Annotated in this window: 18 protein-coding genes; 6 read left to right on the plus strand and 12 right to left on the minus strand. The window is 63.3% G+C overall.

Annotation, left to right across the window (positions count from 1 at the left end):
* The first annotated feature begins 96 nt into the window (after nt 1-96).
* The 3 genes from lon to ppiD all read left to right on the plus strand — a co-directional run bounded on the left by lon (nt 97) and on the right by ppiD (nt 5,027).
* Nucleotides 97-2,451: an endopeptidase La gene (gene lon, locus AB5Y68_RS02940; protein WP_010674574.1), complete on the plus strand. Its 2,355-nt coding sequence runs from the start codon at nt 97-99 to the stop codon at nt 2,449-2,451.
* A gap of 240 nt (nt 2,452-2,691) precedes the next feature.
* Complete coding sequence (gene hupB / locus AB5Y68_RS02945; RefSeq protein WP_005315375.1) at nt 2,692-2,964, plus strand: nucleoid-associated protein HU-beta; 273 nt, start codon at nt 2,692-2,694, stop codon at nt 2,962-2,964.
* Nucleotides 2,965-3,113: 149 nt separating this feature from the next.
* Entirely contained in the window at nt 3,114-5,027 is a 1,914-nt protein-coding gene (gene ppiD / locus AB5Y68_RS02950) for a peptidylprolyl isomerase (RefSeq protein WP_039039047.1), read from the plus strand.
* Nucleotides 5,028-5,310: 283 nt separating this feature from the next.
* Here the strand turns inward: ppiD and AB5Y68_RS02955 are convergent, their stop codons facing one another.
* From AB5Y68_RS02955 to AB5Y68_RS02975, 5 genes are all read right to left on the minus strand, one after another.
* The gene (locus tag AB5Y68_RS02955) at nt 5,311-6,903 is read right to left on the minus strand and encodes an ABC-F family ATPase (RefSeq protein ID WP_010674576.1); all 1,593 of its coding nucleotides are present in this window, start codon (nt 6,901-6,903) and stop codon (nt 5,311-5,313) included.
* Between the two features lie 210 nt (nt 6,904-7,113).
* Complete coding sequence (locus AB5Y68_RS02960) at nt 7,114-8,769, minus strand: cation acetate symporter (protein WP_039039048.1); 1,656 nt, start codon at nt 8,767-8,769, stop codon at nt 7,114-7,116.
* Complete coding sequence (locus AB5Y68_RS02965) at nt 8,766-9,077, minus strand: DUF485 domain-containing protein (RefSeq protein WP_039039049.1); 312 nt, start codon at nt 9,075-9,077, stop codon at nt 8,766-8,768. Before AB5Y68_RS02965 ends, AB5Y68_RS02960 begins: the two co-directional genes overlap by 4 nt.
* Before the next feature lie 107 nt (nt 9,078-9,184).
* On the minus strand, nt 9,185-9,811 hold the full coding sequence (locus tag AB5Y68_RS02970) for a 3'-5' exonuclease (RefSeq protein ID WP_039039050.1): 627 nt from the start codon (nt 9,809-9,811) through the stop codon (nt 9,185-9,187).
* Between the two features lie 2 nt (nt 9,812-9,813).
* On the minus strand, nt 9,814-11,601 hold the full coding sequence (locus AB5Y68_RS02975) for a putative nucleotidyltransferase substrate binding domain-containing protein (protein WP_039039051.1): 1,788 nt from the start codon (nt 11,599-11,601) through the stop codon (nt 9,814-9,816).
* 157 nt (nt 11,602-11,758) lie between these two features.
* On the opposite strand from AB5Y68_RS02975, the gene AB5Y68_RS02980 reads away from it, so the two are divergent.
* Nucleotides 11,759-12,565, plus strand: coding sequence for a crotonase/enoyl-CoA hydratase family protein (locus AB5Y68_RS02980; protein WP_039039052.1), 807 nt, complete (start codon nt 11,759-11,761; stop codon nt 12,563-12,565).
* A gap of 81 nt (nt 12,566-12,646) precedes the next feature.
* On the opposite strand, the gene AB5Y68_RS02985 is transcribed toward AB5Y68_RS02980, so the two are convergent.
* The gene (locus AB5Y68_RS02985; protein ID WP_039039053.1) at nt 12,647-14,140 is read right to left on the minus strand and encodes a sodium:alanine symporter family protein; all 1,494 of its coding nucleotides are present in this window, start codon (nt 14,138-14,140) and stop codon (nt 12,647-12,649) included.
* A gap of 375 nt (nt 14,141-14,515) precedes the next feature.
* Between AB5Y68_RS02985 and AB5Y68_RS02990 the strand changes: the two genes are divergently transcribed.
* A complete protein-coding gene (locus AB5Y68_RS02990; protein WP_010674583.1) occupies nt 14,516-14,884 on the plus strand; it encodes a GNAT family N-acetyltransferase in 369 nt (122 codons plus the stop codon).
* An 18-nt stretch (nt 14,885-14,902) separates the two neighbouring features.
* Nucleotides 14,903-15,712: a zinc-dependent peptidase gene (locus AB5Y68_RS02995; RefSeq protein ID WP_039039054.1), complete on the plus strand. Its 810-nt coding sequence runs from the start codon at nt 14,903-14,905 to the stop codon at nt 15,710-15,712.
* 78 nt (nt 15,713-15,790) lie between these two features.
* Here AB5Y68_RS02995 and AB5Y68_RS03000 read toward each other — a convergent pair whose 3' ends face one another.
* From AB5Y68_RS03000 to AB5Y68_RS03025, 6 genes are all read right to left on the minus strand, one after another.
* A complete protein-coding gene (locus AB5Y68_RS03000) occupies nt 15,791-16,387 on the minus strand; it encodes a GPR1/FUN34/YaaH family transporter (RefSeq protein WP_039039055.1) in 597 nt (198 codons plus the stop codon).
* Between the two features lie 1,466 nt (nt 16,388-17,853).
* Nucleotides 17,854-20,748: a DUF748 domain-containing protein gene (locus AB5Y68_RS03005; protein WP_039039057.1), complete on the minus strand. Its 2,895-nt coding sequence runs from the start codon at nt 20,746-20,748 to the stop codon at nt 17,854-17,856.
* Between the two features lie 283 nt (nt 20,749-21,031).
* Nucleotides 21,032-21,445: a MerR family DNA-binding transcriptional regulator gene (locus AB5Y68_RS03010; protein WP_010674587.1), complete on the minus strand. Its 414-nt coding sequence runs from the start codon at nt 21,443-21,445 to the stop codon at nt 21,032-21,034.
* 54 nt (nt 21,446-21,499) lie between these two features.
* The gene (locus AB5Y68_RS03015; RefSeq protein WP_039039058.1) at nt 21,500-22,471 is read right to left on the minus strand and encodes a hydroxymethylglutaryl-CoA lyase; all 972 of its coding nucleotides are present in this window, start codon (nt 22,469-22,471) and stop codon (nt 21,500-21,502) included.
* A complete protein-coding gene (locus tag AB5Y68_RS03020) occupies nt 22,468-24,432 on the minus strand; it encodes a biotin carboxylase N-terminal domain-containing protein (RefSeq protein ID WP_039039059.1) in 1,965 nt (654 codons plus the stop codon). Before AB5Y68_RS03020 ends, AB5Y68_RS03015 begins: the two co-directional genes overlap by 4 nt.
* The gene (locus AB5Y68_RS03025; RefSeq protein ID WP_039039060.1) at nt 24,429-25,277 is read right to left on the minus strand and encodes an enoyl-CoA hydratase-related protein; all 849 of its coding nucleotides are present in this window, start codon (nt 25,275-25,277) and stop codon (nt 24,429-24,431) included. The genes AB5Y68_RS03020 and AB5Y68_RS03025 overlap by 4 nt, the downstream gene beginning before the upstream one ends.
* Nucleotides 25,278-25,280 lie beyond the last annotated feature (3 nt).

The raw sequence follows: 25,280 nt of genomic DNA on the forward strand, positions 1-25,280 counted from the left end.
ATGCTTTTTACGGCCAAGGCGATTGAATCTCATCTTTGCGCCCCCATATACTCAGCCAAGCCTTTGCCAACGGTATAACAAGCCGAGAGGACATATATGAACCTAGAGCGTTCAGAACGCATCGAGATTCCCGTCCTGCCTCTTCGTGACGTGGTGGTCTATCCCCACATGGTCATTCCACTCTTTGTGGGGCGGGAAAAATCCATTCGCTGTCTGGAAGCGGCCATGGAGCAGGACAAGAAAGTCCTGCTGGTGGCCCAGAAGGATGCGTCGACTGACGAACCGACGGTGGAGGAAATTTTCTCCGTCGGGACAGTGGCCAATATTCTGCAGATGCTCAAGCTGCCGGACGGCACCGTCAAGGTGCTGGTGGAGGGGGGCCAGCGTGCCCGCCTTGAGCGGATGATCGACGATCGCGACTTCTTTGTCGGGGAGGCCCAGTACATCGCGTCCGCCCCCATCGAGGAGAAGGATCAGGACGTGCTGGTGCGCTCTGCCATCGGCCAGTTCGAAGGTTACATCAAGCTCAACAAGAAGATCCCGCCCGAGGTACTCACCTCGATTTCGGCGATCGACGATGCGGCGCGCCTGGCCGATACCATGGCTGCCCACATGCCGCTCAAGCTCGAAGACAAGCAGAAGGTGCTGGAAATCGCTTCCGTGTCCGAGCGCATCGAGTTTCTGATGGCCATGATGGAGTCGGAGATCGACCTGTTGCAGGTCGAGAAGCGCATCCGCTCCCGGGTCAAGAAGCAGATGGAGAAGAGCCAGCGGGAGTATTACCTCAACGAGCAGATGAAGGCCATCCAGAAAGAGCTGGGTGAGCTGGAAGACAGCCCGGATGAATTCGAAGCCCTCAATCGCAAGATTGAAGAGGCCGGGATGCCGGAGGATGCCCGCGAGAAGGCCCAGGCCGAGCTCGCCAAGCTCAAGATGATGTCCCCCATGTCGGCGGAAGCCACCGTGGTGCGCAGCTATGTGGACTGGATGGTGCAGGTGCCCTGGAAGGCCCGCTCCAAGGTCAAGAAAGACCTGGGCAAGGCCCAGGAGGTGCTGGATGCGGATCACTATGGCCTGGACAAGGTCAAGGATCGCATCCTCGAATACCTGGCGGTGCAGGCGCGTGTGAACAAGCTCAAGGGCCCCATCCTCTGCCTGGTCGGGCCTCCCGGGGTGGGCAAGACCTCCCTGGGGCAGTCCATCGCCAAGGCCACCGGCCGCAAGTATGTGCGCATGGCCCTGGGTGGGGTGCGTGACGAGGCGGAGATCCGCGGTCACCGTCGTACCTACATCGGCTCCATGCCCGGCAAGCTCATCCAGAAGATGGCGAAAGTGGGCGTGAAGAACCCGCTGTTCCTGCTCGACGAAATCGACAAGATGAGCTCGGACATGCGTGGCGATCCCGCTTCCGCCCTGCTGGAGGTGCTGGATCCCGAGCAGAACAGCAGCTTCAACGATCACTATCTGGAAGTGGATTATGACCTGTCGGACGTGATGTTCGTGGCCACCTCCAACTCCATGAACATCCCGGGTCCGCTGCTGGACCGGATGGAAGTGATCCGTCTGTCCGGTTACACCGAGGACGAGAAGCTCAACATTGCCAAGCAGCACCTGGTGGCCAAGCAGATCCAGCGCAACGGCCTGAAGCCTTCCGAGATCACCATCGAGGATTCGGCGCTGATCGGGGTGATTCGCTACTACACCCGCGAGGCGGGTGTGCGCAGCCTGGAGCGTGAAATCTCCAAAATCTGTCGCAAGGCAGTCAAACGCATCCTGCTGGACAAGAGCATCAAGCATGTTCAGGTCAACCAGGAGAACCTCAAGGAGTTCCTGGGGGTACAGCGCTTTGACTATGGCAAGGCCACCGACCAGAACCAGATTGGTCAGGTGTGCGGGCTGGCGTGGACCGAAGTGGGGGGCGATCTGCTCACCATCGAGACCACCAACATGCCGGGCAAGGGCAAGCTCACTTACACCGGTTCCCTCGGTGACGTGATGCAGGAGTCCATCCAGGCGGCCATGACGGTGGTGCGGGCCCGTGCCGAGAAGCTGCGTATCAACGGCGACTTCTACGAGAAGCGAGACATCCACGTGCACGTGCCGGAAGGGGCGACCCCGAAAGACGGCCCGAGCGCCGGTATCGCCATGTGTACCGCCCTGGTCTCCAGCCTCACCGGCAACCCGGTGCGCGCCGACGTGGCCATGACAGGGGAAATCACCCTGCGTGGCGAGGTGTTGCCCATCGGTGGTCTCAAGGAGAAACTGCTGGCAGCCCACCGTGGTGGCATCAAGCGTGTGCTGATCCCGAAAGAGAACGAACGTGACCTCGAGGAGATCCCGGCCAACGTCAAACAAGATCTTGAAATCTATCCGGTTCGCTGGATTGATGAGGTGCTTGCACTGGCGTTGCAGGACAATCCGCAAGGTTTCGAACGCGTTTCTGTCGTGTAAATGTTGATGCGCCGCAAATTTGGCGCATTCGGGGGGTGGTTAAGGCTTGCATGCACCGGACAACGGAAGTAGCCTTGACCACCGATCGGGTACTCATGATGAGTCGCAATGCGTGATGTGGCGCGGGTTTGCGCCAGATTGTCACTTGCAACTGATCAGGAGGCTTGTTATAAAACCTCCACTTGTTGTGGCCAGGGAAATCAGCGCCGCAGCGATGTTCGATAAAAGGGGAATATAAGAGTGAATAAATCTCAACTGATTGACAAGATTGCAGACGGTGCTGATATCTCCAAAGCTGCCGCTGGTCGTGCGCTGGATGCCTTCATCGATGCCGTGGGCGAAGCCCTGAAAGAGGGTGACCAGGTTGCTCTGGTTGGTTTCGGTACTTTCGCCGTTCGCGAGCGTGCAGCCCGTTCCGGCCGCAACCCGCAAACTGGTGCGACCATCGAAATCGCTGCCGGTAAAGTTCCTGCCTTCAAAGCCGGCAAGGCCCTGAAAGACGCGGTCAACTAAGCCGGTCGCTGATATCTATCGGCACCGTCCTTGGTCTCTGACCAGACAAGTGAGAGGGCTCTCCCTCATACTGCTTGACCAAGGCGCATCGCAATCGGTGCGCCTTTTCATTATTTACGCCCATCGAGTTCGGGAGCATAAGTACAAACATGATGTTGGATAAACTACGCGAAGGGGCGCAGGGCAAGGTAGCCAAGGTTATCTTGGGCCTGATCATCCTCTCCTTTGCCTTGGCCGGGGTAGGCAGCTACCTCAATGGCCCGGCACGTACCGCCCCCGCCACCGTCAACGGCAATGACATCAGTGCCCCCGCACTGGAGAATGCCTACCGCAATGAGCGGGCCCGCATGGAATCCCAAATGGGTGAGGCCTTCAACCAGCTGGCCGCCAATCCCGATTACATGAAACAGTTCCGCCGTGGCGTGCTGGACCGTCTGATCGATCAGGCGCTGATCGATGACAAGGCCCGCTCCCTGGGTCTGCGCGTCAGCGATGAGCAGATCAAGCAGGCCATCGTCGCCATGCCCGAGTTTGCCGAGAACGGCAAGTTCAGCAATGACCGCTACCTGCAGCTCATTCGCCGTGCCGGCATGACCCCCGAGATGTTCCGCGACTCCCTGCGCCAGGACATGGTGCGCCAGCAATTGATGGGCGCCGTGCTGGGATCGGAGTTCGCCCTCAAGGGTGAAGCCGAGCAACTGGATCGTCTCTACAACCAGACCCGTGACCTGCGCCTGATCCGTCTGGCCGCTTCCGCCTATGTGGACGGGATCGAGGTGAGCGATGCCGAGGTAGAGCAGTTCTACAAGGCCAACAGCGCTCGCTTCATGAACGACGAGACGGTCAAGGTCGACTATCTGCTGCTCGATGCCGCGAACCTTGGCAAGAACATCAAGGTCACCGAGCAGGATGCCCAGGATTACTACGACCAGCATCAGGATCTGTTCCAGCGTCCCGAGCGCCGTCAGGTGGCGCACATCCTGATCCCGTTTGGCAAGGATGAAAAGGCCGCCGAGCAGAAAGCCGAGGCCGTGCTGGCCAAGGCCAAGGCAGGTGACGATTTCGCCGCGCTGGCCAAGGCCGACTCCTCCGATACCTTCTCCGCGAAGAAGGGCGGGGAGCTCGACTGGTTCGAGAAAGGGGTGATGGATCCTGCCTTCGAGAAAGCCGCGTTCGCGCTAGCCAAGGCCGGCGATCTCTCGGCCGTGGTGAAGAGCCCGTTCGGCTTCCACATCATCAAGCTGCTGGGCGTCGAGCCTGCCAAGACCAAGCCCTTCGTGGACGTGATGAGCGATACCATCGCCCGTCTGCAGTCTGAGAAGGCCAAGGAGCAGTTCTTCGCCGAACAGCAGAAGATGGCCGACAGCAGCTTCGAGAACCCGGACTCCCTGGACTTGACCGCCGAAGCCATGGGCCTCCAGGTGCAGTCCACCGGCTATTTCAGCCAGGCCGATGCGCCGGCACCGCTCAATGATCCCAAGGTGCTCTCCGTGGCGTTCTCAGAACAGCTGCGCGATGACAATACCAACTCCGACGTGATCGAGCTGGCCGACGGCAAGGCGCTGGTGCTGCACATCATGGGTCACCAGCCGAAGGCGGCCAAGCCGCTTGCCGAGGTGAAAGAGCAGGTGATCACCGTCATCAAGCACGACAAGGCCAGTGAAGTGGCCCGTGGCAAGGCCCAGGGTCTGCTGGACAAGCTCAAGGCCGGTGAGAACGTTCAGGCCGACCTGACCGCGCTGGGTCTGAAAGTGGATACCCATACCGGCGTATCCCGTTTCGCCCAGGAGATGGATCAGAACCTGGTGACCCAGGCGTTCCGCATGCCCCATCCGACCGATGGCAAGCCGAGCGTCGAGCTGGTGACCGAAGCCAACGGTGATCGTGTGGTGGTGGCGCTGGACAAGGTCAACGTCATCAAGGAGCCGTCCCAGATGGTGAGCCTGCTGCAAGGTCAGCTGGGTCAGGGCAAGGCACAGGCTGACTACAAGTCGCTGATCGACGAGCTGCGCAAGGCGGCCAAGATCGAATACTTCACCGACGTGGAAGCCACTGTCGAGTAAGTCAGCCTCACGGCCCCAAGTGTGAAAACGGCTCCATAATGGAGCCGTTTTTTTGTGCCATCGACAGCCCGGCAGAGCGGGCGGGCGCAGGAGGGAAGGGCCAGGCACGGGCTTGTGCTGCCTATCCTGGCTGGGGATGAGCGGGACAGGTGTATGACAGCGCGCTGTACTCTTGCTCTCCCTATCCCCAATCCTTCTCTTGCTGTGGGGCGTGATCAAGGAGGCATAAAAAAAACCGGCGCACGAGGCGCCGGTTCTGATCGCTTTGCTTGAAGGCGGGGGATTACACCACACCCTGGGTGCGCAGGTAATCCTCGTAGGTGCCGCCGAAGTCGCGGATGCCGTCTTCGGTCAGTTCCAGGATGCGGGTCGCCAGGGAGGAGACGAACTCGCGGTCGTGGGAGACGAAGATCAGGGTGCCCTTGTACATCTCCAGCGCCAGGTTCAAGGATTCGATGGATTCCATGTCCAGGTGGTTGGTCGGTTCATCCATGATCAGGATGTTGGGGCGCTGCATCATCAGCTTGCCGAACAGCATCCGGCCCTGTTCACCACCGGAGAGCACCTTGACCGGCTTCTTGATGTCGTCCTGGGAGAAGAGCAGACGACCCAGCACGGAGCGCACCGCCTGCTCGTCTTCGTTCTCCTGCTTCCACTGGGCCATCCAGTCGAACACATTGAGATCAGTGTCGAAATCTTCGGCGTGATCCTGGGCGTAGTAGCCGATCTGGGCGTTCTCGGACCACTTGATGGTGCCGGTATCCGGTGCCAGGGCACCGACCAGCGTCTTGATCAGGGTGGACTTACCGATCCCGTTGGTACCCAGGATGGCGACCTTCTCGCCCACTTCCAGCATCATGTTGAGCCCCTTGAACAGGGGACCGTCGCCATAACCCTTGGAGACGCCTTCGATCTCCAGGATGTTGCGGTAGAGCTTCTTGTCCTGCTCGAAGCGGATGAAGGGGTTCTGACGGCTGGATACCTTTACTTCCTCAATCTTGATCTTGTCGATCTGCTTGAGGCGGGAGGTAGCCTGGCTGGACTTGGAGGCGTTGGCGCTGAAGCGGGAGACGAAGGATTGCAGATCGGCGATCTGGGCCTTCTTCTTGGCGTTGTCGGCCAGCAGGCGCTCGCGGGCCTGGGTGGCAGCCAGCATGTACTCGTCGTAGTTGCCCGGGTAGACCCGCAGCTCGCCGTAGTCCAGATCCGCCATATGGGTGCAGACGGAGTTCAGGAAGTGACGGTCGTGAGAGATGATGATCATGGTGCTTTCACGATCGTTGAGCACCTGCTCCAGCCAGCGAATGGTGTTGATGTCCAGGTTGTTGGTCGGTTCGTCCAGCAACAGGATGTCGGGGTTGGAGAAGAGCGCCTGCGCCAGCAGTACCCGCAGTTTCCAGCCCGGGGCCACTTCGCTCATCGGACCGTTGTGCTGCTCGATGGGAATACCGGCACCCAGCAGCAGCTCGCCTGCGCGGGATTCGGCGGTGTAGCCATCATACTCGGCGACCAGGCCTTCCAGTTCGGCGGCCTTCATGTAGTCGTCGTCGGTCGCTTCCAGGTTGGCGTAGATGGCATCGCGCTCGGCGATGGCGGCCCACAGCTCGGTGTGGCCCATCATGACCACGTCCAGTACGCGCATCTCTTCGTAGGCGAACTGATCCTGGCGCAGCTTACCGATGCGCTCGTTGACATCCAGGCTCACATTGCCGCCGGTGGGTTCGAGATCGCCGCCGAGGATCTTCATGAAGGTGGACTTGCCACAGCCGTTGGCACCGATGAGGCCGTAGCGGTTGCCGCCGCCAAACTTGACGCTGATGTTCTCAAACAGCGGCTTGGCGCCGAACTGCATGGTGATGTTGTTGCTTGAAAGCACTGGAATGTCCCGGTTGGTCTGTCAAATGGCGCGCATTATGGCACAGATCCCCCGAAAGTTTTAGCAGGAACTGTGATCTGGCCCCATTGCAGGGGGGAAGGTTTCACGACCAGGCCGGCAACGGGCTCCGGCATCTCTTGCAGAGGGGAGGCGAGGGGGCGGTCATGAAAAAAGCCGGCACTGGGCCGGCTTGGATGCGTAGGATGCCACTTAGTGGGCGGAGGCGCCGGAGGCACCGAGCCCGGTCTGGGAGCGGACGAACTGCGGGAAGAACTTCGCATGCTCGTCGGAGGCTGCCTGGGACTTGTCGGTGACCGAGAAGAACCAGATCCCGATGAAGGCCAGCCCCATGGAGAAGAGCGCCGGGTATTCGTAGGGGAAGATGGCCTGGGCATGACCCAGCACCTTCACCCAGACGGTGGGGCCCAGGATCATCAGGGTCACGGCGCTGATGAGGCCGAGCCAGCCGCCATAGACGGCGCCACGGGTGGTCAGGCGGGACCAGAACATGGAGAGGAAGAGCACCGGGAAGTTGCAGCTCGCCGCGATGGAGAAGGCCAGGCCCACCATGAAGGCGATGTTCTGCTTCTCGAACAGGATGCCAAGGCCGATGGCGACCACACCCAGTACCAGGGTGGTCATCTTGGAGACGCGCAGCTCGTCGGCCTCGTTGGCCTTGCCTTCCTTGATGACGCAGGCATAGAGGTCGTGAGAGACCGCGGAGGCCCCCGCCAGGGTCAGCCCGGCCACGACCGCCAGTATGGTGGCAAACGCCACGGCGGAGATGAAGCCCAGGAACAGGCTGCCGCCCACCGCGTCGGCCAGATGGACCGCCGCCATGTTGGTGCCCCCCAGCAGGGCGCCGGTGGCGTCCTTGAAGTCCGGGTTGGTGCTGACCAGCAGGATGGCGCCAAAGCCGATGATGAAGGTGAGGATGTAGAAGTAGCCGATGAAGCCGGTGGCATAGAACACCGATTTACGGGCTTCCTTGGCATCGCTCACGGTGAAGAAGCGCATCAGGATGTGGGGCAGACCGGCGGTACCGAACATCAGGGCCAGCCCAAGGGAGATGGCGGAGATGGGGTCGGCGACCAGGCCGCCCGGGCTCATGATGGCCGCACCATTGGCATGCACCTTGACCGCTTCGCTGAACAGGGTACCGACGTCGAAGTTGACGGACTTCATCACCATGATGGCCATGAAGGAGGCACCGGAGAGCAGCATCACCGCCTTGATGATCTGTACCCAGGTGGTGGCCAGCATGCCGCCGAACAGCACGTAGAGCACCATCAGGATGCCGACCAGCACCACGGCCACATGGTATTGGAGGCCGAACAGCAGCTCGATGAGCTTGCCGGCACCGACCATCTGGGCGATGAGGTAGAGGGCGACCACCACCAGGGAGCCGCTGGCGGAGAGGCTGCGCACCGAGGTCTGCTTGAGGCGGTAGGAGGCCACGTCGGCAAAGGTGTACTTGCCGAGGTTGCGCAGCCGCTCCGCGATCAGGAACAGGATGATGGGCCAGCCCACCAGGAAGCCGATGGAGTAGATGAGACCGTCGTAGCCCGAGGTATAGACCAGGGCGGAGATGCCGAGGAAGGAGGCGGCGGACATGTAGTCACCGGCGATGGCCAGACCGTTCTGGAAGCCGGTGATGCGCCCGCCGGCGGCGTAGTAGTCGGAAGCCGAGCGGTTGCGCTTGGAGGCCCAGTAGGTGATGAACAGGGTGGCGGCCACGAAGACCACGAACATCACGATGGCCGAGATATTGAGGGGTTGGCGTTGCACCTCGCCGCTGATGGCGTCGGCCGCCAGCAAGGGGGTGGAGATCAGACCTGCCAGCGGCAGCAGAAACTTGCCTTTCATGATTGCGCTCCCTTGAGGATCTTCTGGTTCAGCTCGTCGAACTCGCCGTTGGCACGAAATACGTAGATACCGGTCAGCACGAAGGCCGATACGATGAGACCAATCCCGACCGGGATGCCACGGGTGATGCTGGAGCCTTCGCTCAAGGGGGTGCCAAGCCAGCCCGGTGCAAAGGCGATGAGCAGGATGAACGCCAGGTAGAGCCCCAGCATCAGGATGGAGAGGGTCCAGGCAAAACGCTGGCGTTTGGCGACCAGTGCCTGGAAGTTGGGATCTTGCTGGATCCGAAGATACGGTTGCTGTTCCATTGCAGTTCTCCATGACAGTGAATGTCAGCGGTGGATGAGGGGTTCCCTACCGGACAGCACGGCTGTCCATGTAAGCAAAATGTGAATTAAATGTTATTGCTGAACAATTAGACTTTGGGATAAGCCAGCGGGCCGCCCTGATGCAGGCGTACAAAGACAAGGGCGGCGGTGACGGCATCGCTCAGGGCGTCGTGGGGGGGCAGGGCTGGCAGCGCCAGATGGCGACAGATCGCGGCCAGGTGCAGATCGATGGCGGCATCGGGATAGCGGCGATAGAGGTGATCGTGATAGAGGCGGCTCACCTCGATGCCGCGCTGGGGCAGGGTGAGCCCCCACAGCCGTTGGCAGGCGAGGTTGAGAATGCGCAGGTCATAGGCGATGTGATACCCCACCAGCTCACGGGGGCCGATGAACTCCAGCAGCGCGCGCAGCGCGGGCTCCAGTGCCATTCCCTGTTGCAGATCCTGATGGCGCAGGCCGTGGATCACCACGGACCCGGCGCTCAGGCTGGCGGGAGCCTGGACTCGGATGGCAAGGGCATCGCCCGTCTCTATCCGGTTGCCCCGGATACGCACCGCCCCGATGGAGACGATCTCCGCCAGCGCTGGATCCAGGCTGGTGGTCTCGAAGTCCAGCGCCACCCACTCGTCGCCAGCAGGGCGGGCAAAGAGCGGGGCAAACTCCCCCTCCCGAAACGTCCTGCCAAGCCAGCGGCGGCGCCAGTGCTTCCACATCGCTATTGCCTAAGACGAAAGTGCAAGGTGAGCCATTGCTGGAACTTCTTCACCTGGTGCAGGGCATGGCGCAGCAGATCCCGCTCTGCGGGGCCGAGGTCTGCCACCCGCACCCGTCCGTCTCCCTCCTGCAACTGGCTGCGCAGCCGAAGCCGCATGAACAGCCGGAAGGCCTCCGCCAGATTGGTGCCATAGTCCCGGCTGAGGCGTCCCTGGCCCACCAGGGCCTCGATGCGCCCCGTGGTCGAGGTCTCCAGGATCCCCGCCTCCAGGGAGAGCACCCGGACGCCGTGGACAAGGGGGAAGAGGCCGCCCCGCTTGAGATCCAGCCCCTCCGGGGCTTGCTCCAGCCTGCCAAAGAGGGTGAGGGGGGCGTGAAAGGCGACGGCGGCCCTTGCCATCTCCGCCAGCAGATCCGGCCGGTCGGCGAGGCAGGCCCGCAGGTGGCGGGCGACGGGGGCGAGCCGGGCGCGATCTCCCGTGATGGCCTGGGCATCGGCCAGGGTGGCGAGCCAGAGCAGATCCGCTTCGCTGGCGCGCACACAGGCCTGCTCTATCCCTTGCAGCCAGCCGTCAAGCGGCTTCACCCAGGCCGGGTTGTTGACCATCACCCTGCCCGGGCAAGGGGGATAACCCAGGCGCGCCAGCAGGGCGCTGAAGGCGGCCAGATCCGCCGACTGGGTGGGCCACGGCAGGCCATCCGGCAGGATCAGAGCATTGTCCTGATCGGTTTTCTGGATCTGCTCGCCACGCCCCTCCGACCCCAGCATCAGCAGGCACACCTGCTCTTGCTGCGCCGCGGGGATCACCAGGGAAAAGGCCTTGGCGATCAACTGCTCGTTGATGGTGGCGATGAGCTTCATCAGGAACAGGGTGTGGATCCCCTGGGCAAACAGGGAGCGAATGAGCTGCTGCTGCTCCCGGGCGACCGCCTCGAGGGTGGTCGGGGAGTCGGCGCGGGCGATGCGCAGGGTCAACACATGGGAGTGGGTGGAGAAGAGCCCGAGCACCTGGGTCAAATGCAGGATGCCTGCCACCTCCTGCCCCTGCCAGATGACCAGGCGCTTGATGCGGTGGCGGGTCATCAGCAGCAGGGCATCGAACAGATAGCTCCCCAGTGGCAGACCCGTCAGCGGGGTGGGGGTCAGCACCGCCAGCGGCGCACTGAGCGGCAATCCCTTGAGGGTGAGGGCGTGGAGCAGGGTCTTGCGGGTGGCCAGGCTCAGGCTGCCGTCTGCTCCGGGATAGAGCAGGCAGTCGGTGCCCCTGGCCACCATGGCCTCGGTGGCGGCCAGGAGCGAGAGGCTGCTTTCCACGATGAGCGGCGCCTGCAGATGGTCGGGAGCGATGCGGGTCAGGATGAACTCCGCCAGGTTCTGCTGCCCGAGCTGACTGCGCCGCTCCTGCTCCCGCTGGCGCTCCGCCAGGGTGGCGGTGAAGTAGCGGGCGATATGGGGGTGCGCGTCGCACAGGGCCAGAAAGACGGGGCGGGGAATGAGCTGGCAGAGGGTATCTTCCAGGGCGGCGAAACGGTGGCGGCAGTGCCCGTCAAACTGGGCACGGACGTCGAACATGTCCCCCTCGCCATAGTCGCCAAAGGATTGATGGGGGGCAGACTCTTCCACGGCCCCCTTGATGATGAGGTAGAGCCCGGCGGGCTCCTCCCCGGCGTGCTGCACCGTCTGGCCCGCGCGAAAGTAGCAGATGCTGAGGTGCTGACCGAGCCGCTGGCGTGCCTCCTCGTCCAGGCCGTCGAACGGTGGACGGGCAAAATTGAACAGAAGTGACATGAGAGGCTCCACCGTGACCATGGGGCCAGTCTGACAAAGGCTCCACCACCGGGCCAGCCGACTTTAGTCGCAGGCCCGGGGCGGCCTCCCTGTACCTGCCCATAACACTCTGGTAACGTTGTGGTATGACCAGTTGAATCAAAGGACGAAGACGGAGATGGAAAAGCCAAGGGTCAAATGGGTGTTTCAGGAGGGGATCGCCGAGGTGATGCTCTGCCGGGGGGACAAGCTCAACGCGCTGGATCGGGCCATGTTCGACGCCATCGACGAGACGCTGAACGCGGTATCCCGGCAAAAAGGGCTGCGGGCCGTGATCCTGCACGGGGAGGGGCGGGCGTTCTGCGCCGGGCTGGATGTGAAATCCATGCTGAGGCAGCCGGTGGCGGCGCTGGAGATCCTCAAGCGCGAGGCGGACGAGGCGACCAACCTGGCCCAGCGGGTGGCCTATGGCTGGCATCAACTGCCGGTGCCCGTGATTGCGGTGACCCAGGGGGTCTGTTTTGGCGGCGGCTTGCAGATAGCGCTCGGCGCCGATTTTCGCTTCAGCACCCCGGATTGCCGCTTCTCGGTGATGGAGATCAAGTGGGGCATCATCCCCGACATGAGCGGCAGCGTCACCCTGCGCAACCTGATGGGGATGGATACCGCCATGGAGCTTGCCATGAGCGGGCGCGAGCTGGAAGCCAGCGAAGCCAAGTCCCTCGGCCTGGTGAGCCGGGTGTGCGCGGATCCCCTGGAAGAGGCGCGGGCCTTTGCCCGGACCCTGATCACCAAGTCGCCGGATGCGCTGGCGGGGATCAAGCAGCTCTACACCCAGGCCTGGGCTCGCAGTGACGAGACCATGCTCAAGGAAGAGACCCGGTTGCAGAGGCAGATCCTGGGGCGCCCCAACCAGTGGCGGGCGACCCTCAACAGCCTGTTTCGCTGGCGCCTGCCGTTCGGACCCCGCCGCAACGCGCTCTGAACCGGCGCTCACTCTCAAGAGAGCACAAATAAAAATGGCAGCCTAGGCTGCCATTTTGTTTTCTGTTTAGGGGTCAACGCTTCAGGTGGACTGACGGTCCGGTTCGAAGGGGTGACCGGATTGCTCCTGCTCCAGGTTTTGCTCGGAACGGCGGCCGGTCCAGTAGTCAGCGTTCTTGATACCGAGTTTTTCCGGGTGGAACACGGGATCCAGTCCCATTGCCTTCTGGGCCTCATAGTCTTTCAGACAGGCGAAGGCGGGCTTTTGCAGCATCAAAATGGCGCCGATGTTGAGCCAGGCCATCAGGCCGACGCCGATGTCACCCAGACCCCAGGCCAGATCGGCGGTCTTGACGGTGCCGTAGACGGTGGATGCCATCAGTGCAATCTTCAGCAGGAAGGTGAGCCAGGGGCGGTTAATCTTGCGATTGACAAAAGCGATGTTGGTTTCGGCGATGTAGTAGTAGGCCACGATGGTGGTGAAGGCGAAGAAGAACAGGGCGATGGCGACGAAGTAGTTGCCAAAGCCTGGCATCATGCTCTCCATGGCGGTCTGCACATAGCCTGGGCCGGCGGCCACGCCGGCGATGCCGGTGTAGAGGGCGGCACCGTCCGGACCCTGCACGTTGTACAGGCCGGTGATGAGCAGCATGAAGCCGGTGGCGGAGCAGACGAACAGGGTGTCGATGTAGACGGAGAACGCCTGCACCAGACCCTGCTTGGCCGGGTGGCTCACCGCGGCGGCGGAGGAGGCGTGGGGACCCGTCCCCTGGGCGGCTTCGTTGGAGTAGACCCCGCGTTTCACCCCCCACATGATGGCCAGACCCAGAATGGCGCCGAAGCCGGCGTCCATCCCGAAGGCGCTCTTCCAGATGAGCAGGATCACGCCCGGCAACTGGCCAATGTTCAGGGCAATGATGACGCAGGCGACAATGATGTAACCCAGCGCCATGAAGGGCACCACGGTACTGGCGAAGTTGGCGATGCGCTTGACGCCGCCGAAGATGATGAAACCGAGCAGCAGCGCCAGACCGGCGGCGGTCACGTTGGGGTCGATGGCAAAGGCGGTCTGCAGGCTGGAGCCGATGGAGTTCGCCTGTACGCCCGGCAGCAGCACGCCGCAGGCGAAGATGGTGGCGATGGCGAAGGTCCAGGCGTACCACTTCATGCCGAGCCCCTTCTCGATGTAGAAGGCCGGACCGCCGCGGTATTCACCGTTGATCTTCTCCTTGTAGACCTGGCCCAGGGTGGACTCCACGAAGGCGGAGCTGGCGCCGAGGAAGGCAACCATCCACATCCAGAACAGGGCGCCCGGGCCGCCGAAGGTGATGGCGGTGGCCACACCGGCGATGTTGCCGGTACCGACGCGACCGGCCAGGGTCATGGCCAGGGCCTGGAAGGAGGAGACGCCCGCATCCGTACTCTTGCCATCGAACATCAGGCGCACCATTTCCTTGATATGACGCAGTTGCAGGAAACGGCTGCGCAGGGAGAAGTAGAGGCCTACCCCCAGACACAGATAGATGAGCGCTGGGCTCCAAATCACGCCATTGATGGCATTGACGATCTCATTCATGTACAACAACTCCTTTGTTGCGCTGTCTTGGCGAGGTCTATATGCCTCGCTCCCTTAACATTGAAATATGCGGTGACCAAGGGGGTCACTCAGGATTGTGCGGGACTTTCGACTGGTTAGTCCGCGGGATTTAACATATCGGTTTGTTCAGGGCCTTCCTAGTGAAAAGTGTTGTGACTTTGTTAATTTGTGAATTGACATTAACAAATGGTGAATGGAACTGGACAAGATTCGGTACATACCCATCATCTGCCGCTTTGCCATGCCCAGAGGGCTGATTGGGGTAATGCAAATAGGAGGCCAGGAGTGGCAACAAGGGAAAACAGATACATCATTCGCCTCGCCGGGGAGGCGGATGGGGCCGGATTGACGGGGTTGTTTGCCCAGCTGGGCTACCCCAACCCTGACGGGGCGGTCAGCGCCAGGCTGGCCCAGCCCGATCCGGCGCGGGAGGTCCTGGTGGCCCTGTGCGAGGGGATCCCGGTGGGGGTGCTGGTGTGGCACCACTTGCAACCCATGCACCTTGCACCAGCCTGGGGCCTGATCTCGGCGCTGGTTGTCGATGAGGGTGCAAGGGGAGGCGGCATCGGGGCCCTGCTGCTGGCGGCGGCAGAGCAGCGGGCGGCAGCCCTGGGATGCGGCCAGCTGGAGCTCTCCAGCAGCCTCAAGCGCGAAGGGGCGCACCGATTTTATCTGGCGCAAGGGTATTGCGAGCGTCCGAAACGTTTTGTGAAAGCTGTCTGATTGGCAAGAGGAGTCCGTGTGTTCTGGTCCAGGTTGAAAGAGGTATTGGGTGGTGCATCTCCCCGGGAGCCCCGTCTCCCAGAAGAGCAGGAGTGGCGCGAGGCGCTGGCGGCGGTGCCCATCTTGCAGGGGCTTGAAGAAGAAGAGGCGCAGAGGCTGATGGAGCTGGCGCGCCATTTTCTCTCGCGCAAGACCCTCACCCAGATCGGGGTGGAACTGACGCCACGCCAGCAGGGAGTGCTGGCCCTGCAGGCAGTGCTGCCCATCCTGCACCTGGGGTTCGATTGGTATCGAGGGTTCCACGAGGTGATCATCATCCCCGAGCCCGTGACCCGTCGTCAGGAGGTGCAGGACGAGTTCGGGCTGGTGAGCGAATTTGAAGAGGAGAACGCCGGTGAATCCTGGCCCCAGGGGCCACTGGTGCTGGCCTGGAGCGAATTGCAGCAGGACGGGGACTGGGACGGATTCAACCTGGTGATCCATGAGCTTGCCCACAAGCTCGACATGCTGGGAGGGGATGCGGACGGTGCACCGCCCCTGCCGCGGGGCATGGATCCCCAGCAATGGACCCGGGCGCTGCAAGGTGCGTTTGACGAGATGAACGATCAGTTGACCAGAGAGGAGGTGACCGAGATAGACCCCTACGCCGCCTCGCATCCCGCCGAATTCTTCGCGGTGTGCAGCGAGAGCTTCTTCACCGATCCGTTGCGTCTGCGTGCCGTCTACCCCGCGGTCTATGACCAGTTCGCCCGCTTCTACGGCCAGGATCCCGCCGCCCGCTACCCGGCCACCCGGTTGCTGGCGGGAGATCCCGGAGCGCAGGGCTGACCGGCACGGCGTCCGGGCGGCAGAAACACAAAAGGCACCCGAGGGTGCCTTTTTCGTGACAGCGATGTCGCCGGGTGCTTAGGCAGCGGCTTTGAGCTCGACGGGAGCGGCTTTCTTCTGCTCGCCGATGGGCAGCACGGTGCGACCGAACTGCTCGTTGATCACGGTGGCCATGGCCAGGTAGATGGCGCTGGCGCCGCAGATGATGCCTTCGAAACCGGCGATGGTGCCGATCAGGGTGCTGCCGGTGAAGTCACGGGCGGCCAGCAGGAAGAACAGCACGGTCAGGGAGGCGAACACGAACTGCTTCACGCGGGGGAAGTTGACGGTCCCGATCAGCATGAACAGGGTGAACATGCCCCACATCAGCAGGTACCAGCCCATGTAGGCGTGGGGAGTGGCCTCGGCCAGACCCATGGTCGGCATCACCAGCAGGAACACCAGGCTCCACCAGAAGGTGCCGTAGGAGATGAAAGCGGTGACACCGAAGGTGTTGCCACGCTTGTATTCCATGATGCCGGCGATGATCTGGGCCAGACCGCCATAGCACAGACCCATGGCCAGGATCATGGCGCTGATGGGGAAGAAACCTGCGTTATGGATGTTCAGCAGAATGGTGGTCATACCGAAACCCATCAGACCCAGAGGGGCAGGGTTGGCCAATTTTTCGCTCACGTGGTGTTCTCCAACAATAGAGGTGGGGTTGATAAAAGACGCGCGATTTTAGGCAGGCTCAGGGTCCCGGGCAAGGGGGGGACACACAGAAATGGTAAAAAAAGAACACGAAAGTTTAAGTGGCCAACCATTCGTGCCATTCAGGTAGACGAGTGGTGAATGAAAAACGTTTTCAACGTTGCGGTTTTGTATAAAAGGCACCTTGGCATGAAAGTCGGCAACGACGATGGTGACTGGGACTGGTGAGGGAAACGCGCCCCGGATGGTCGCGTCATGGCGGCTTGATTGAAAAATGAGTTCATATGCCATCAGACTAGAGTGTTTCCCTCCTGTTTGTGGCCCATGAACCTCCCGTATCGCTTGCCATCGCAGTGCCCGTTGCGCTCCCCATTTTCTCGTCAACCCCGCGCTCGTCACCGTGTTCCCTACACAAGGGCGGGGCGCCTGAGAAACCCGCAAGCGCGCCGTGTTGACTGCCACGGGCGAAAGGGGCGCAAGATCAACGGGCAGGATCAGAGGCTGCCCTTGTCAGAAAGCCAGAGGCGGGATGGGCCATGGGCTCAGGTGGCACAAACCAAGATACAAGAGGCTGAGCCAAGGGATCGCCCTGTGGCCGGAGGCTTCAACATGGCAGACACGGCAGCACCAGTTGCGCTGGTGCAAAAGCGTCAAGACGGGAGGCATGGCGTCATGGGCTAGCCAGGTGAAAAAACTGAGACGCAAGAGGTTGGGCCAAGAGCGCGTTCTGTGGCAGAGAGCCTCAAGATGGAAAGTGCGGCAGAACGGGGGCCAGTGAAGACGCTTCGAAATGGAAGGGGGCGCGGGGTTGGCCCTGTGGCGCGCGCGAGAGGGTGTTCAGGATTGGCCCGATTAGACACTATATATCTAATCGGGCCATCTATTTTGACATGCCGACATGCCGACATGCCGGATAACTGGATTGTTCGGGACGGCTAGCGAGAGACATATCCTGATGGCAGGGGTCAGGGGGAGGTTAGAGAAGGGGAGGCAAGTAGCCAAGGTCGCCTCCTGCTTCTGCTCGGCCAGACCGGCAACCAGGGATAAGGAGAGCCCACCTCGTGCCCGCCACGGTGAAAGACTCAGCAAGGGACAGAGATCCGCTTCCCTTATTCCCTCGTGGAGAGAGGCTACCTGGAGTAGAGAGCCACCATCCTGATCATCCCGCTGCAAGCAGGCAAGCAGGGATAAGGCAGCTCCACCATGATGTCACCGCCGCTAGGCACAAAGGGAACAACAGGGGCAAAGCGCGGGACCAGCCACCGCCCGCTCGCTCCGGCGGGAAAGAAAGGGATGAGAAAGGGCCGAGCAGACTGGCGCCGCCCGGTACCTGGGCGGTGGGCAACTTTAATGGCCAGGAAGGCGTTATCCGGTGGGGGTCAGGGGTGGGAGCCCCTCGGGCCATATGCCGTCGGGGCAAACAAGAGGGGTATCCGGCGGGCGCCGGATCAGTTGTCCAGGGTCAGTACCACCTTGGCTTCCTTGTCCGTCTCCTTCACCTGGCTGTCGAGCACGAAGAGGCGCTCCGGCGCGATGCCCTGGGTATCCACCAGATACTCCTTGGTGTTCTGGGCGCGGCGCATGGCGAGGTTTCGCAGGGACTTGGCGGTGATGAGCTGCTGATCCCGCAGCCGGAGCACCGCCTGGGCGCGCAGGGCCTCGCTCCCTTCATCGAGTCGCAAGCGGTCGGCCAGCTCCCCGAGATCTTCGTTGAACTTGGCTTCATAAGCCTCTGCCAGTGCGGACTGCATGGCAGGATCCTGCTCCAGCAGCGTCAAATCCACCGGGCTGCCGGTGATCTTGGCCAGCAGCCGCTCAAGCTTCTGGCGCTGGAGGATGGGGCGCTCTTCGTTGAAGTTGACCTTGCCGCGGATGTTCATGCTGAGCTTGGGCCTCTCCTTGAGGGCCTGGGCGAGGGTGGTCAGCTTGGTCTGCTGGGTCGGGGTCAGGGCGGGATCGCCAGGCAGGAAGGGGAGCTCGTCGAGATCCTTGGTGCCCCCCGTCAGGGACGCAAGCAGGGAGAAGGGGGAGGTGATGGCCTTGCCGAGGGTATTGCCGAGCACGTCCCAGAAGATGTTGCCCAGGCTGAAATCAGGCTGATCCAGATTGCCCTTCACCTTGAGGTTCATCTTGATGACGCCGTTCGAATCGCTCAGCAGGGCGATGGCGAGGCCGAGGGGCAGATCCTTGGCCTGCTCGCTCTTGACCTTCTCCCCGAGTTGCAGCTTCTTGATGGTGATGTCGTTGTCCCCCTCCAGCCGGTTGCCCTGCAGCTTGTAGTTGAGCTTCATGGAGAGCTGCCCCTTGTCGATGGCATAGCCTGCATAGGTGCTGGAGTAGGGGGTGAAGGTGGTGAGCTCCAGGTTGTTGAAGGCCACGGCCACGTCCAGCACGGGATCCTCGATGAGCAGGTTGGCGCCCCCCCGGATGGTGACGGGGGCATAGCGGTCCACCTTGCCGTTGAAGGCGATCTCGGAGCGCTGCCCCGGGGTGTTGCTGATATGGCGGCTCTGGCCGTCGAGGGAGGCGATGTCCACCACGAACTCCGGGCTCAGGCTGCGATCGGCGAAGCGCAGGTTGCCCTGGGCGGTACGGATCTGATCGATGACGATGTGCGGGGCGGGGGCGCTCTCCTTGTCGTTCGCGGCGGGTTGCGGCAGCAGCAGTTGCTGCACGTTGGTGATCCCCTCTTCGTTGATCTCGATACGGGCATAGGGTTTGCTGAGCAGGATGTCGGCGATGCGCAGTTGCTGGCTCAGGCCATCATAGTGCAGGCCGCTCAATTGCAGATTCTCTATCTGGAGCAGGCGCTGGTTGTCGGCCCGATCCAGCACGTTGAGCCCGGCGACCTCGAGTCCACCGCTTATCTCCAGCTTGCTGATGGCCCCCTGGCGGTCGGTGACCAGGTCCAGCCTGGTGCGGCTGGCAAGCTCGCCGTCCCGCACGCTGATGCGCAGCAGATCCTGCAGGTAGGGTTGAGCCAGGGTCAGCGGCAGCCCCTGCTGGCGGATGGCGCCGTTCAGGGTGAAGGGGGTCAGCCCCAGGGTGCCGTCAAACGCCACCGTCGTCCTGGTGTCGAGGGCTGCGTTGAGGGTGAGGGGGCTGGGTTGGGCGGTCTGGCTGCCAAGGGGCCCCAGGGTGAGGGCGAGGGGGGAGATGGCCCGTTTCAGGGGCTTGCCGCTGGTGGCTTCGGTCAGGGTGAGGCTGCCCTGGTCGATGCGGGTCTGCTTGAGGGCCCATTGCCAGGGCTTGGCGGGGGTGGCCGGTTGTTTGCCCCCCTTGGGGGTCTTCTGGGGGATCAGCAGGTCCGCGAGATCCAGTTGTTGCTGGTGGTCGAGGACGGCGGTGATGGCCGGGCTCTTGAGGGTGGCGGCATCGAGCTCAAGGCGCTGCTTGTTGCCATCAATGCGGATCCCGGTCAGCGCCAACTGCTTGAAGCGGGCAAATTCCTCCCCCTTGTTGCGTGTGAGCTGCCAGTTGGCCAGGGTCAGCTTGCCCTTTGACAACTGCCAGTCCAGTCCCTGCTTACCCTGGGTGAGGCGATAGGCGAGCTCGGCGCTGGCCTCCCCTTTGGCGAGGGTCGCCTTGAGATAGGGGGCCCAGAGGGGGGCGAAGGGGGCGATGGCCACCTTGCCAAGGCTGAGGTGGCCCTTGCCGGCGCCGCTCATCATGTCGAACTCCCCTTCGGCCTTGAGGGGGCTCTTCTCGTTGACGGTGGCGCTCAGGCGATAGGGGTTGAGCGCCCCCTCTGCGGTGGAAAAGCCGGGCAGGTGCAGGGCGAGCTTGTCCAGGGTGAGGGGCGGCACCCACCCCGGGCTGCTCTGCTTGCGGCTGTCCCGGTAGCTGAGCCGGCCCTGCTCGACGGACAGCTTGCCGATGGTCACCAGCACGGGCTCGGTGGCGGCTGGCGGCGTTTGCTCCGGCGCAGGGGAGAGCAGGGAGGCCAGTGCATCGGTCAGGTTGAAGCGCGCCTCCCCCTTGAGATCCTCGAGGCGCACCAGATCTGCCCTGGGGGCGGTCAGGGTGGCCTCTTCCAGTACCAGGGCGCGCTGCTGCCAGCTCGCTTTCAAGGCGGGAATGAGCTTCAGCTCTTCAAATGACACCAGCGCTTGCTGCTGGTCATCGAGCAGGGCGCTGGGCCCCAGCACGAGGGAGGGGGAGCGGATCCCCACCTCTATCTTGCCAAGGGAGAGGTGCAGACCGTAATGGGTGGCAAGCCAGCCGGGGAGATGGCGTTGGATGAGGGTCGGCGCCTGCCAGAGCAGGATGGTGATGCCGATGAGCAGGAGCGCGAGAAGATAGAGGGCATAGCGCAGCAGACGAGCGGGCAGAGGCTTGAGCATGATGGTCTCCATTTGATGCGCATATGGTAGCAATTAATCGTGCCCGGTTCATGGGAAGGACTCATGAGGTGCGCCGCACTCTGACCGGGCTGGGGAATTATTGTGCGACCAAGGCCGGATTTCCCCCGTTTGCCCCACCTCGCCGCTTGCCCAAACCGCCCAGTCTGTCCGGCATGCCGTGACGGGCGATGGGGGGAACAAGGGGGCTGCCGGGTCAGGGCCTGCCACTGCGGATATCCACTGGAAAACCGGGATACCGGGGGCGAGATACCCCCAGAGTCTGTCAATCCCCGTCGGTTTTCAAGCCGCCGAGGGAGTGGATGCAGCGCTGCTCGGCGGCATCGAGCTCGGCCATCACCATCTGGATGTCCTCCAGTTGCTGGCGCAGGGAGTGGCGTCTGGCTTCGATGAGCTGGATCATGGAGTGAAGCTGCATCCGGCTGGAGCGGTCGGTGTCGTACATGTCGAACAGCTCGCGGATCTCCGCCAGGCTGAACCCGAGGCGCTTGCCGCGCAGGGTCAATTTCAGGCGGATCCTGTCCTTGTGGCTGTAGATGCGGGTCTGCCCCTCCCGGGTCGGGGTGATGAGCCCCTCGTCCTCGTAATAGCGGATGGTGCGGGGGGTGATGTCGAACTCCTGGGCCAGCTCCGAGATGCTGTAGGTCCTCTCCTTGCCACTGGCGTGTCTGGCTCTCATGGTGCGCCCTCCTGATGAACTGGCGGGGTCCTGGCCCCGCGGCAAGGGCCGGGTTCATGATGCATGATGGCCTCCCGGGGTGCGCTGCTCGCGCTCTTGTGCGAGGCGCCGTCCCCTCCCGTGCAGGGCCTGGCCGACCCGGGAGCCGTTGGGGCGCCCCAGCAGCTCGCTCACCCACTGGCCGGTGGCGGCCAGCTGGTCGAGGTCGACCCCTGTGCTCATGCCAAGGCCGTGCAGCAGATAGACCACCTCTTCCGACGCCACATTGCCGGAGGCGCCGGGGGCATAGGGGCAGCCGCCGAGCCCGGCCACCGAGCAGTCGATGGTGCGGATGCCGCGCTCGAGCGCCGGCAGCAGGTTGGCCAGCCCCTGGCCGTAGGTGTCGTGAAAATGAACCGCAAGCCGGCCCGCCGGGATCTCGTGCAGTACCGCATCCAGCATGGGAGCCACGGTGCCCGGGGTGCCGACGCCGATGGTGTCGCCGAGGGATATCTCGTGGCAACCCAGATCCAGCAGCCGCTCGGCCAGGGCGGCGACCCGTTTCGGGCGGGTCGGGCCGTCGAACGGGCAGGCGATGACGGTGGAGAGGTAGCCGCGCACCTTGATGCCGAGGCTGCGCGCCTCCTGCACCAGGGGGGCAAAGCGCACCAGGGACTCCTCCACGCTGATGCCGATGTTGGCCCGGGTGAAGCCGTCCGAGCAGGCGGTGAAGAGGCCTATCTCGTCGGCGCGTGCGGCGATGGCGGCCTGCAGACCCTGCAGATTGGGCACCAGGGCGCCATAGCGGGTCGGCCCCCTGCGCGGCAGGGCGTTGAAGAGTGCGGCGGAATCCGCCATCTGCGGCACCTTTTTGGGCGACACGAAGGCCCCCACCTCGATGCGCTGCAACCCGCTCTCGGCCAGGCGGGCGATGAGCGCCAGCCGCTGCGCCAGGGGGAGGGTCGCAGCTTCATTTTGCAGGCCGTCCCGGGGCCCCATCTCCACCAGGCTGACCTTGTCGTCCCGGTTCTCGTGCGTGTGGCTCATGAGCGCTCCTCCTGCGCGGTATGGTCCTCGACAAAGCGCACCAGCACGGCGCCCTGGCTCACCTGTTCCCCCTGGCGGCACTGCAGGGCCTCAATCACCCCGTCCCGGTCGGCCTTGAGGACGTGCTCCATCTTCATCGCCTCCAGCACCAGCAGGGGTTGCCCCTTGCTGACCGGCTGGCCGGCCTCGACCTGCAGCGCCACCACGATGCCGTGCATGGGGGCCAGGATGCCCGGGACATGGCTCGTGTCATGATCATGGTGGAGCTGATGATGCTGATCATCGAGCGAGAAGCGGATGCGCCTGCCCGCCAGGTGCAGCAAATAGGCGCCCTCGCCGAGGGGCTGCACCGGATAGCGCTGCCAATGTCCACTCTGGCACAGGCGGATCTGATCTGACCCGAGTTCAAACGGGATCTGCTCGCTCTGCCAGAGCAGGGCGCCCCCTCGCTCGGCGAGGGTGAGAGTGCGGGTCTCCTCGCCGATGCGCACCGTGGCGCAAAAGCGGCGGGTGGGGCCCAGCCGAAAGCCTGCGGCCTGCTGCCAGGGGGAGGCATCGCGCTCGCAAGTGGCGAGCCAGAGGGTGGCGAGGGGCCAGGCGAGCGCCGGAACGGGCAGGGTGTCGGTGGGAATGGGCCACTGGGTGTGGTGGCACATCGCCAGCACCTCTGGCGCTTCGCACAGGCGTTGCAGGAGCGGGCCGTTGTGCACCAGAGGGCCGAGATCCAGCGCCGCCAGGGCATCGGCCAGGGTGGCAAAGGCTTCGCTGCGGCTCGGTGCGTGGGCGACGAGCTTGGCGATCATGGGGTCGTAATAGGGGCTCACCCCATCGCCGGCGGTGACGCCGGTGTCGATGCGCACCCCCTTGGGCCAGGTGAGCCAGTGGATGGGGCCGCTCGCGGGCAGAAAACCGGCGGCCACGTCCTCGGCGTAGAGGCGCGCCTCCACCGCGTGGCCGCGCAGCACCACTTCATCCTGGGTGAGGGGCAGCGGTTTGCCCTCGGCCACCGCCAGCTGCCAGGCCACCAGATCCTGGCCGGTGATGGCTTCGGTAACCGGATGCTCCACCTGCAACCGGGTGTTCATCTCCATGAAGAAGAACTCCTCCTTGCAGAGCAGAAACTCGATGGTGCCGGCCCCCTGATAGTGGATGGCCTTGGCCGCCGCCACGGCCGCCTCGCCCATGGCGCGGCGCAGGGCAGGGGAGATGTCGGGGGCGGGGGCCTCCTCGATCACCTTCTGGTGGCGGCGCTGCAAGGAGCAGTCCCTGTCCCCCAGATAGATGGCGTTGCCGAGGGTATCGGCAAACACCTGCACCTCCACGTGACGGGCGCGGGGGAGATAGCGCTCCAGCAGCACATGGTCGTCGCCAAAGGCGGCACTCGCCTCCCGCTTGACTGCCGCGAGGGCCGCGTCAAAGTCGGCCAGCTGATCGACCCGGCGCATCCCCTTGCCACCGCCGCCGCTGGCCGCCTTGATAAGGAGCGGGAAGCCCACCTGGCTCGCCTGATCGCGCAAAAAGCCGGGGTGCTGATCCGCGCCGTGATAACCGGGCAGCACGGGGACGCCGGCTGCCTGCATCAGCCCTTTGGCCCCCGACTTGTCCCCCATGGCGAGGATGGCGGCGCCGCTTGGGCCGACAAAGCGCACGCCCCGCTGCTCGCAGGCGGTGGCAAAGTCGCTGTTCTCGGAGAGGAAACCGTAGCCCGGGTGGATGGCGTCGGCATTCGCCTCTTTGGCAATCTTGAGCACCTTGCCGGTGTCGAGGTAGCTCTCCCGGGCGGGGGCCGGCCCCAGATGCCAGGCCTCGTCGGCTTCGCGCACGTGCATGGTGCGGGCGTCGGCGTCGGAGTAGAGGGCGATGGTGTGAATGCCGAGGCGTCGTGCTGTCTTGATGATGCGCACGGCGATTTCACCGCGATTGGCGATCAGCAGGCGCTTGATGGGAGTGTGATGGGTCATGCTTCGTCCTTGAAACGGGGGCGCCAGGTGGGGGGGCGTTTGTCGAAGAAGGCCTGGATCCCTTCCTGGGCCTCGAGACCGACCCGTACCCGGGCGATGGTCTCGACGGTCTGCTCTTCGTGCTGGTGGCCTGGGCGCCCTTCGAGGGCGGCCAGCAGCCGCTTGGTCTCCTTCATCGCCTGGGGGCCGTTGCGACACAACCGCAGGGCCATGGCGCGTCCCTCCGCCAGCAACTGATCAGGCTGGCTGAGCCTGTGCACCACGTTGAGTCGGCAGGCGGTGATGGCATCGAAAGGCTCTGCGCTCAGCATGTAGCGGCGGGCCTGGCGCATCCCCATGGCGCGCACCACGTAGGGGCTGATCACCGCAGGCACCAGTCCCAGGGTCACCTCGGAGAGGCAAAAGCGGGCATTTTCGCTGGCCAGCACGATGTCGCAGGCGCAGACAAGGCCTAAGGCTCCGCCGTAGGCAGCCCCCTGCACCAGGGCTACCGTGGGGAAGGGCAGCTCGTCCAGTGCCTGCATCAGGTGGGCCAGCACCCGGGCGTCCTCGCGATTCTTGTCAAAGGCGCGGGGATCGAACGCTTCCCCTGCCATCTTGCGCATCCACTCGAGATCGGCGCCCGCGCAAAAATGCGGCCCCTCGGCGCGCAGCAGCAGCACGTGGGGGCGGTCGGCCAGCGGCTGGCCGTGGGCCAGCTCGTCGAGACAGTCGAGCAGCCCCTGCATCAGGGCGGCATCGAGGGCGTTGTGGCGGGCCGGGCGGGCGAGCACCAGCTCGATCACCGGGCCGTGGCGCTCCAGGCGAAAATGGGCAAGGGGATCGTTGAAGAGCGGGTCTGACATATG

The sequence above is a fragment of the Aeromonas sp. R6-1 genome (assembly GCF_040908165.1).
Lineage (GTDB): Bacteria > Pseudomonadota > Gammaproteobacteria > Enterobacterales > Aeromonadaceae > Aeromonas > Aeromonas caviae.

Bases quoted from the DNA above. Each gene is read 5' to 3' on its own strand.
- lon (WP_010674574.1), top strand. From the start codon at position 97: ATGAACCTAGAGCGTTCAGAACGCATCGAGATTCCCGTCCTGCCTCTT.
- ppiD (WP_039039047.1), top strand. From the start codon at position 3,114: ATGATGTTGGATAAACTACGCGAAGGGGCGCAGGGCAAGGTAGCCAAG.
- AB5Y68_RS02960 (WP_039039048.1), bottom strand. From the start codon at position 8,769: ATGAAAGGCAAGTTTCTGCTGCCGCTGGCAGGTCTGATCTCCACCCCC.
- AB5Y68_RS02965 (WP_039039049.1), bottom strand. From the start codon at position 9,077: ATGGAACAGCAACCGTATCTTCGGATCCAGCAAGATCCCAACTTCCAG.
- AB5Y68_RS02970 (WP_039039050.1), bottom strand. From the start codon at position 9,811: ATGTGGAAGCACTGGCGCCGCCGCTGGCTTGGCAGGACGTTTCGGGAG.
- AB5Y68_RS02975 (WP_039039051.1), bottom strand. From the start codon at position 11,601: ATGTCACTTCTGTTCAATTTTGCCCGTCCACCGTTCGACGGCCTGGAC.
- AB5Y68_RS02980 (WP_039039052.1), top strand. From the start codon at position 11,759: ATGGAAAAGCCAAGGGTCAAATGGGTGTTTCAGGAGGGGATCGCCGAG.
- AB5Y68_RS02985 (WP_039039053.1), bottom strand. From the start codon at position 14,140: ATGAATGAGATCGTCAATGCCATCAATGGCGTGATTTGGAGCCCAGCG.
- AB5Y68_RS03005 (WP_039039057.1), bottom strand. From the start codon at position 20,748: ATGCTCAAGCCTCTGCCCGCTCGTCTGCTGCGCTATGCCCTCTATCTT.
- AB5Y68_RS03010 (WP_010674587.1), bottom strand. From the start codon at position 21,445: ATGAGAGCCAGACACGCCAGTGGCAAGGAGAGGACCTACAGCATCTCG.
- AB5Y68_RS03015 (WP_039039058.1), bottom strand. From the start codon at position 22,471: ATGAGCCACACGCACGAGAACCGGGACGACAAGGTCAGCCTGGTGGAG.
- AB5Y68_RS03020 (WP_039039059.1), bottom strand. From the start codon at position 24,432: ATGACCCATCACACTCCCATCAAGCGCCTGCTGATCGCCAATCGCGGT.
- AB5Y68_RS03025 (WP_039039060.1), bottom strand. From the start codon at position 25,277: ATGTCAGACCCGCTCTTCAACGATCCCCTTGCCCATTTTCGCCTGGAG.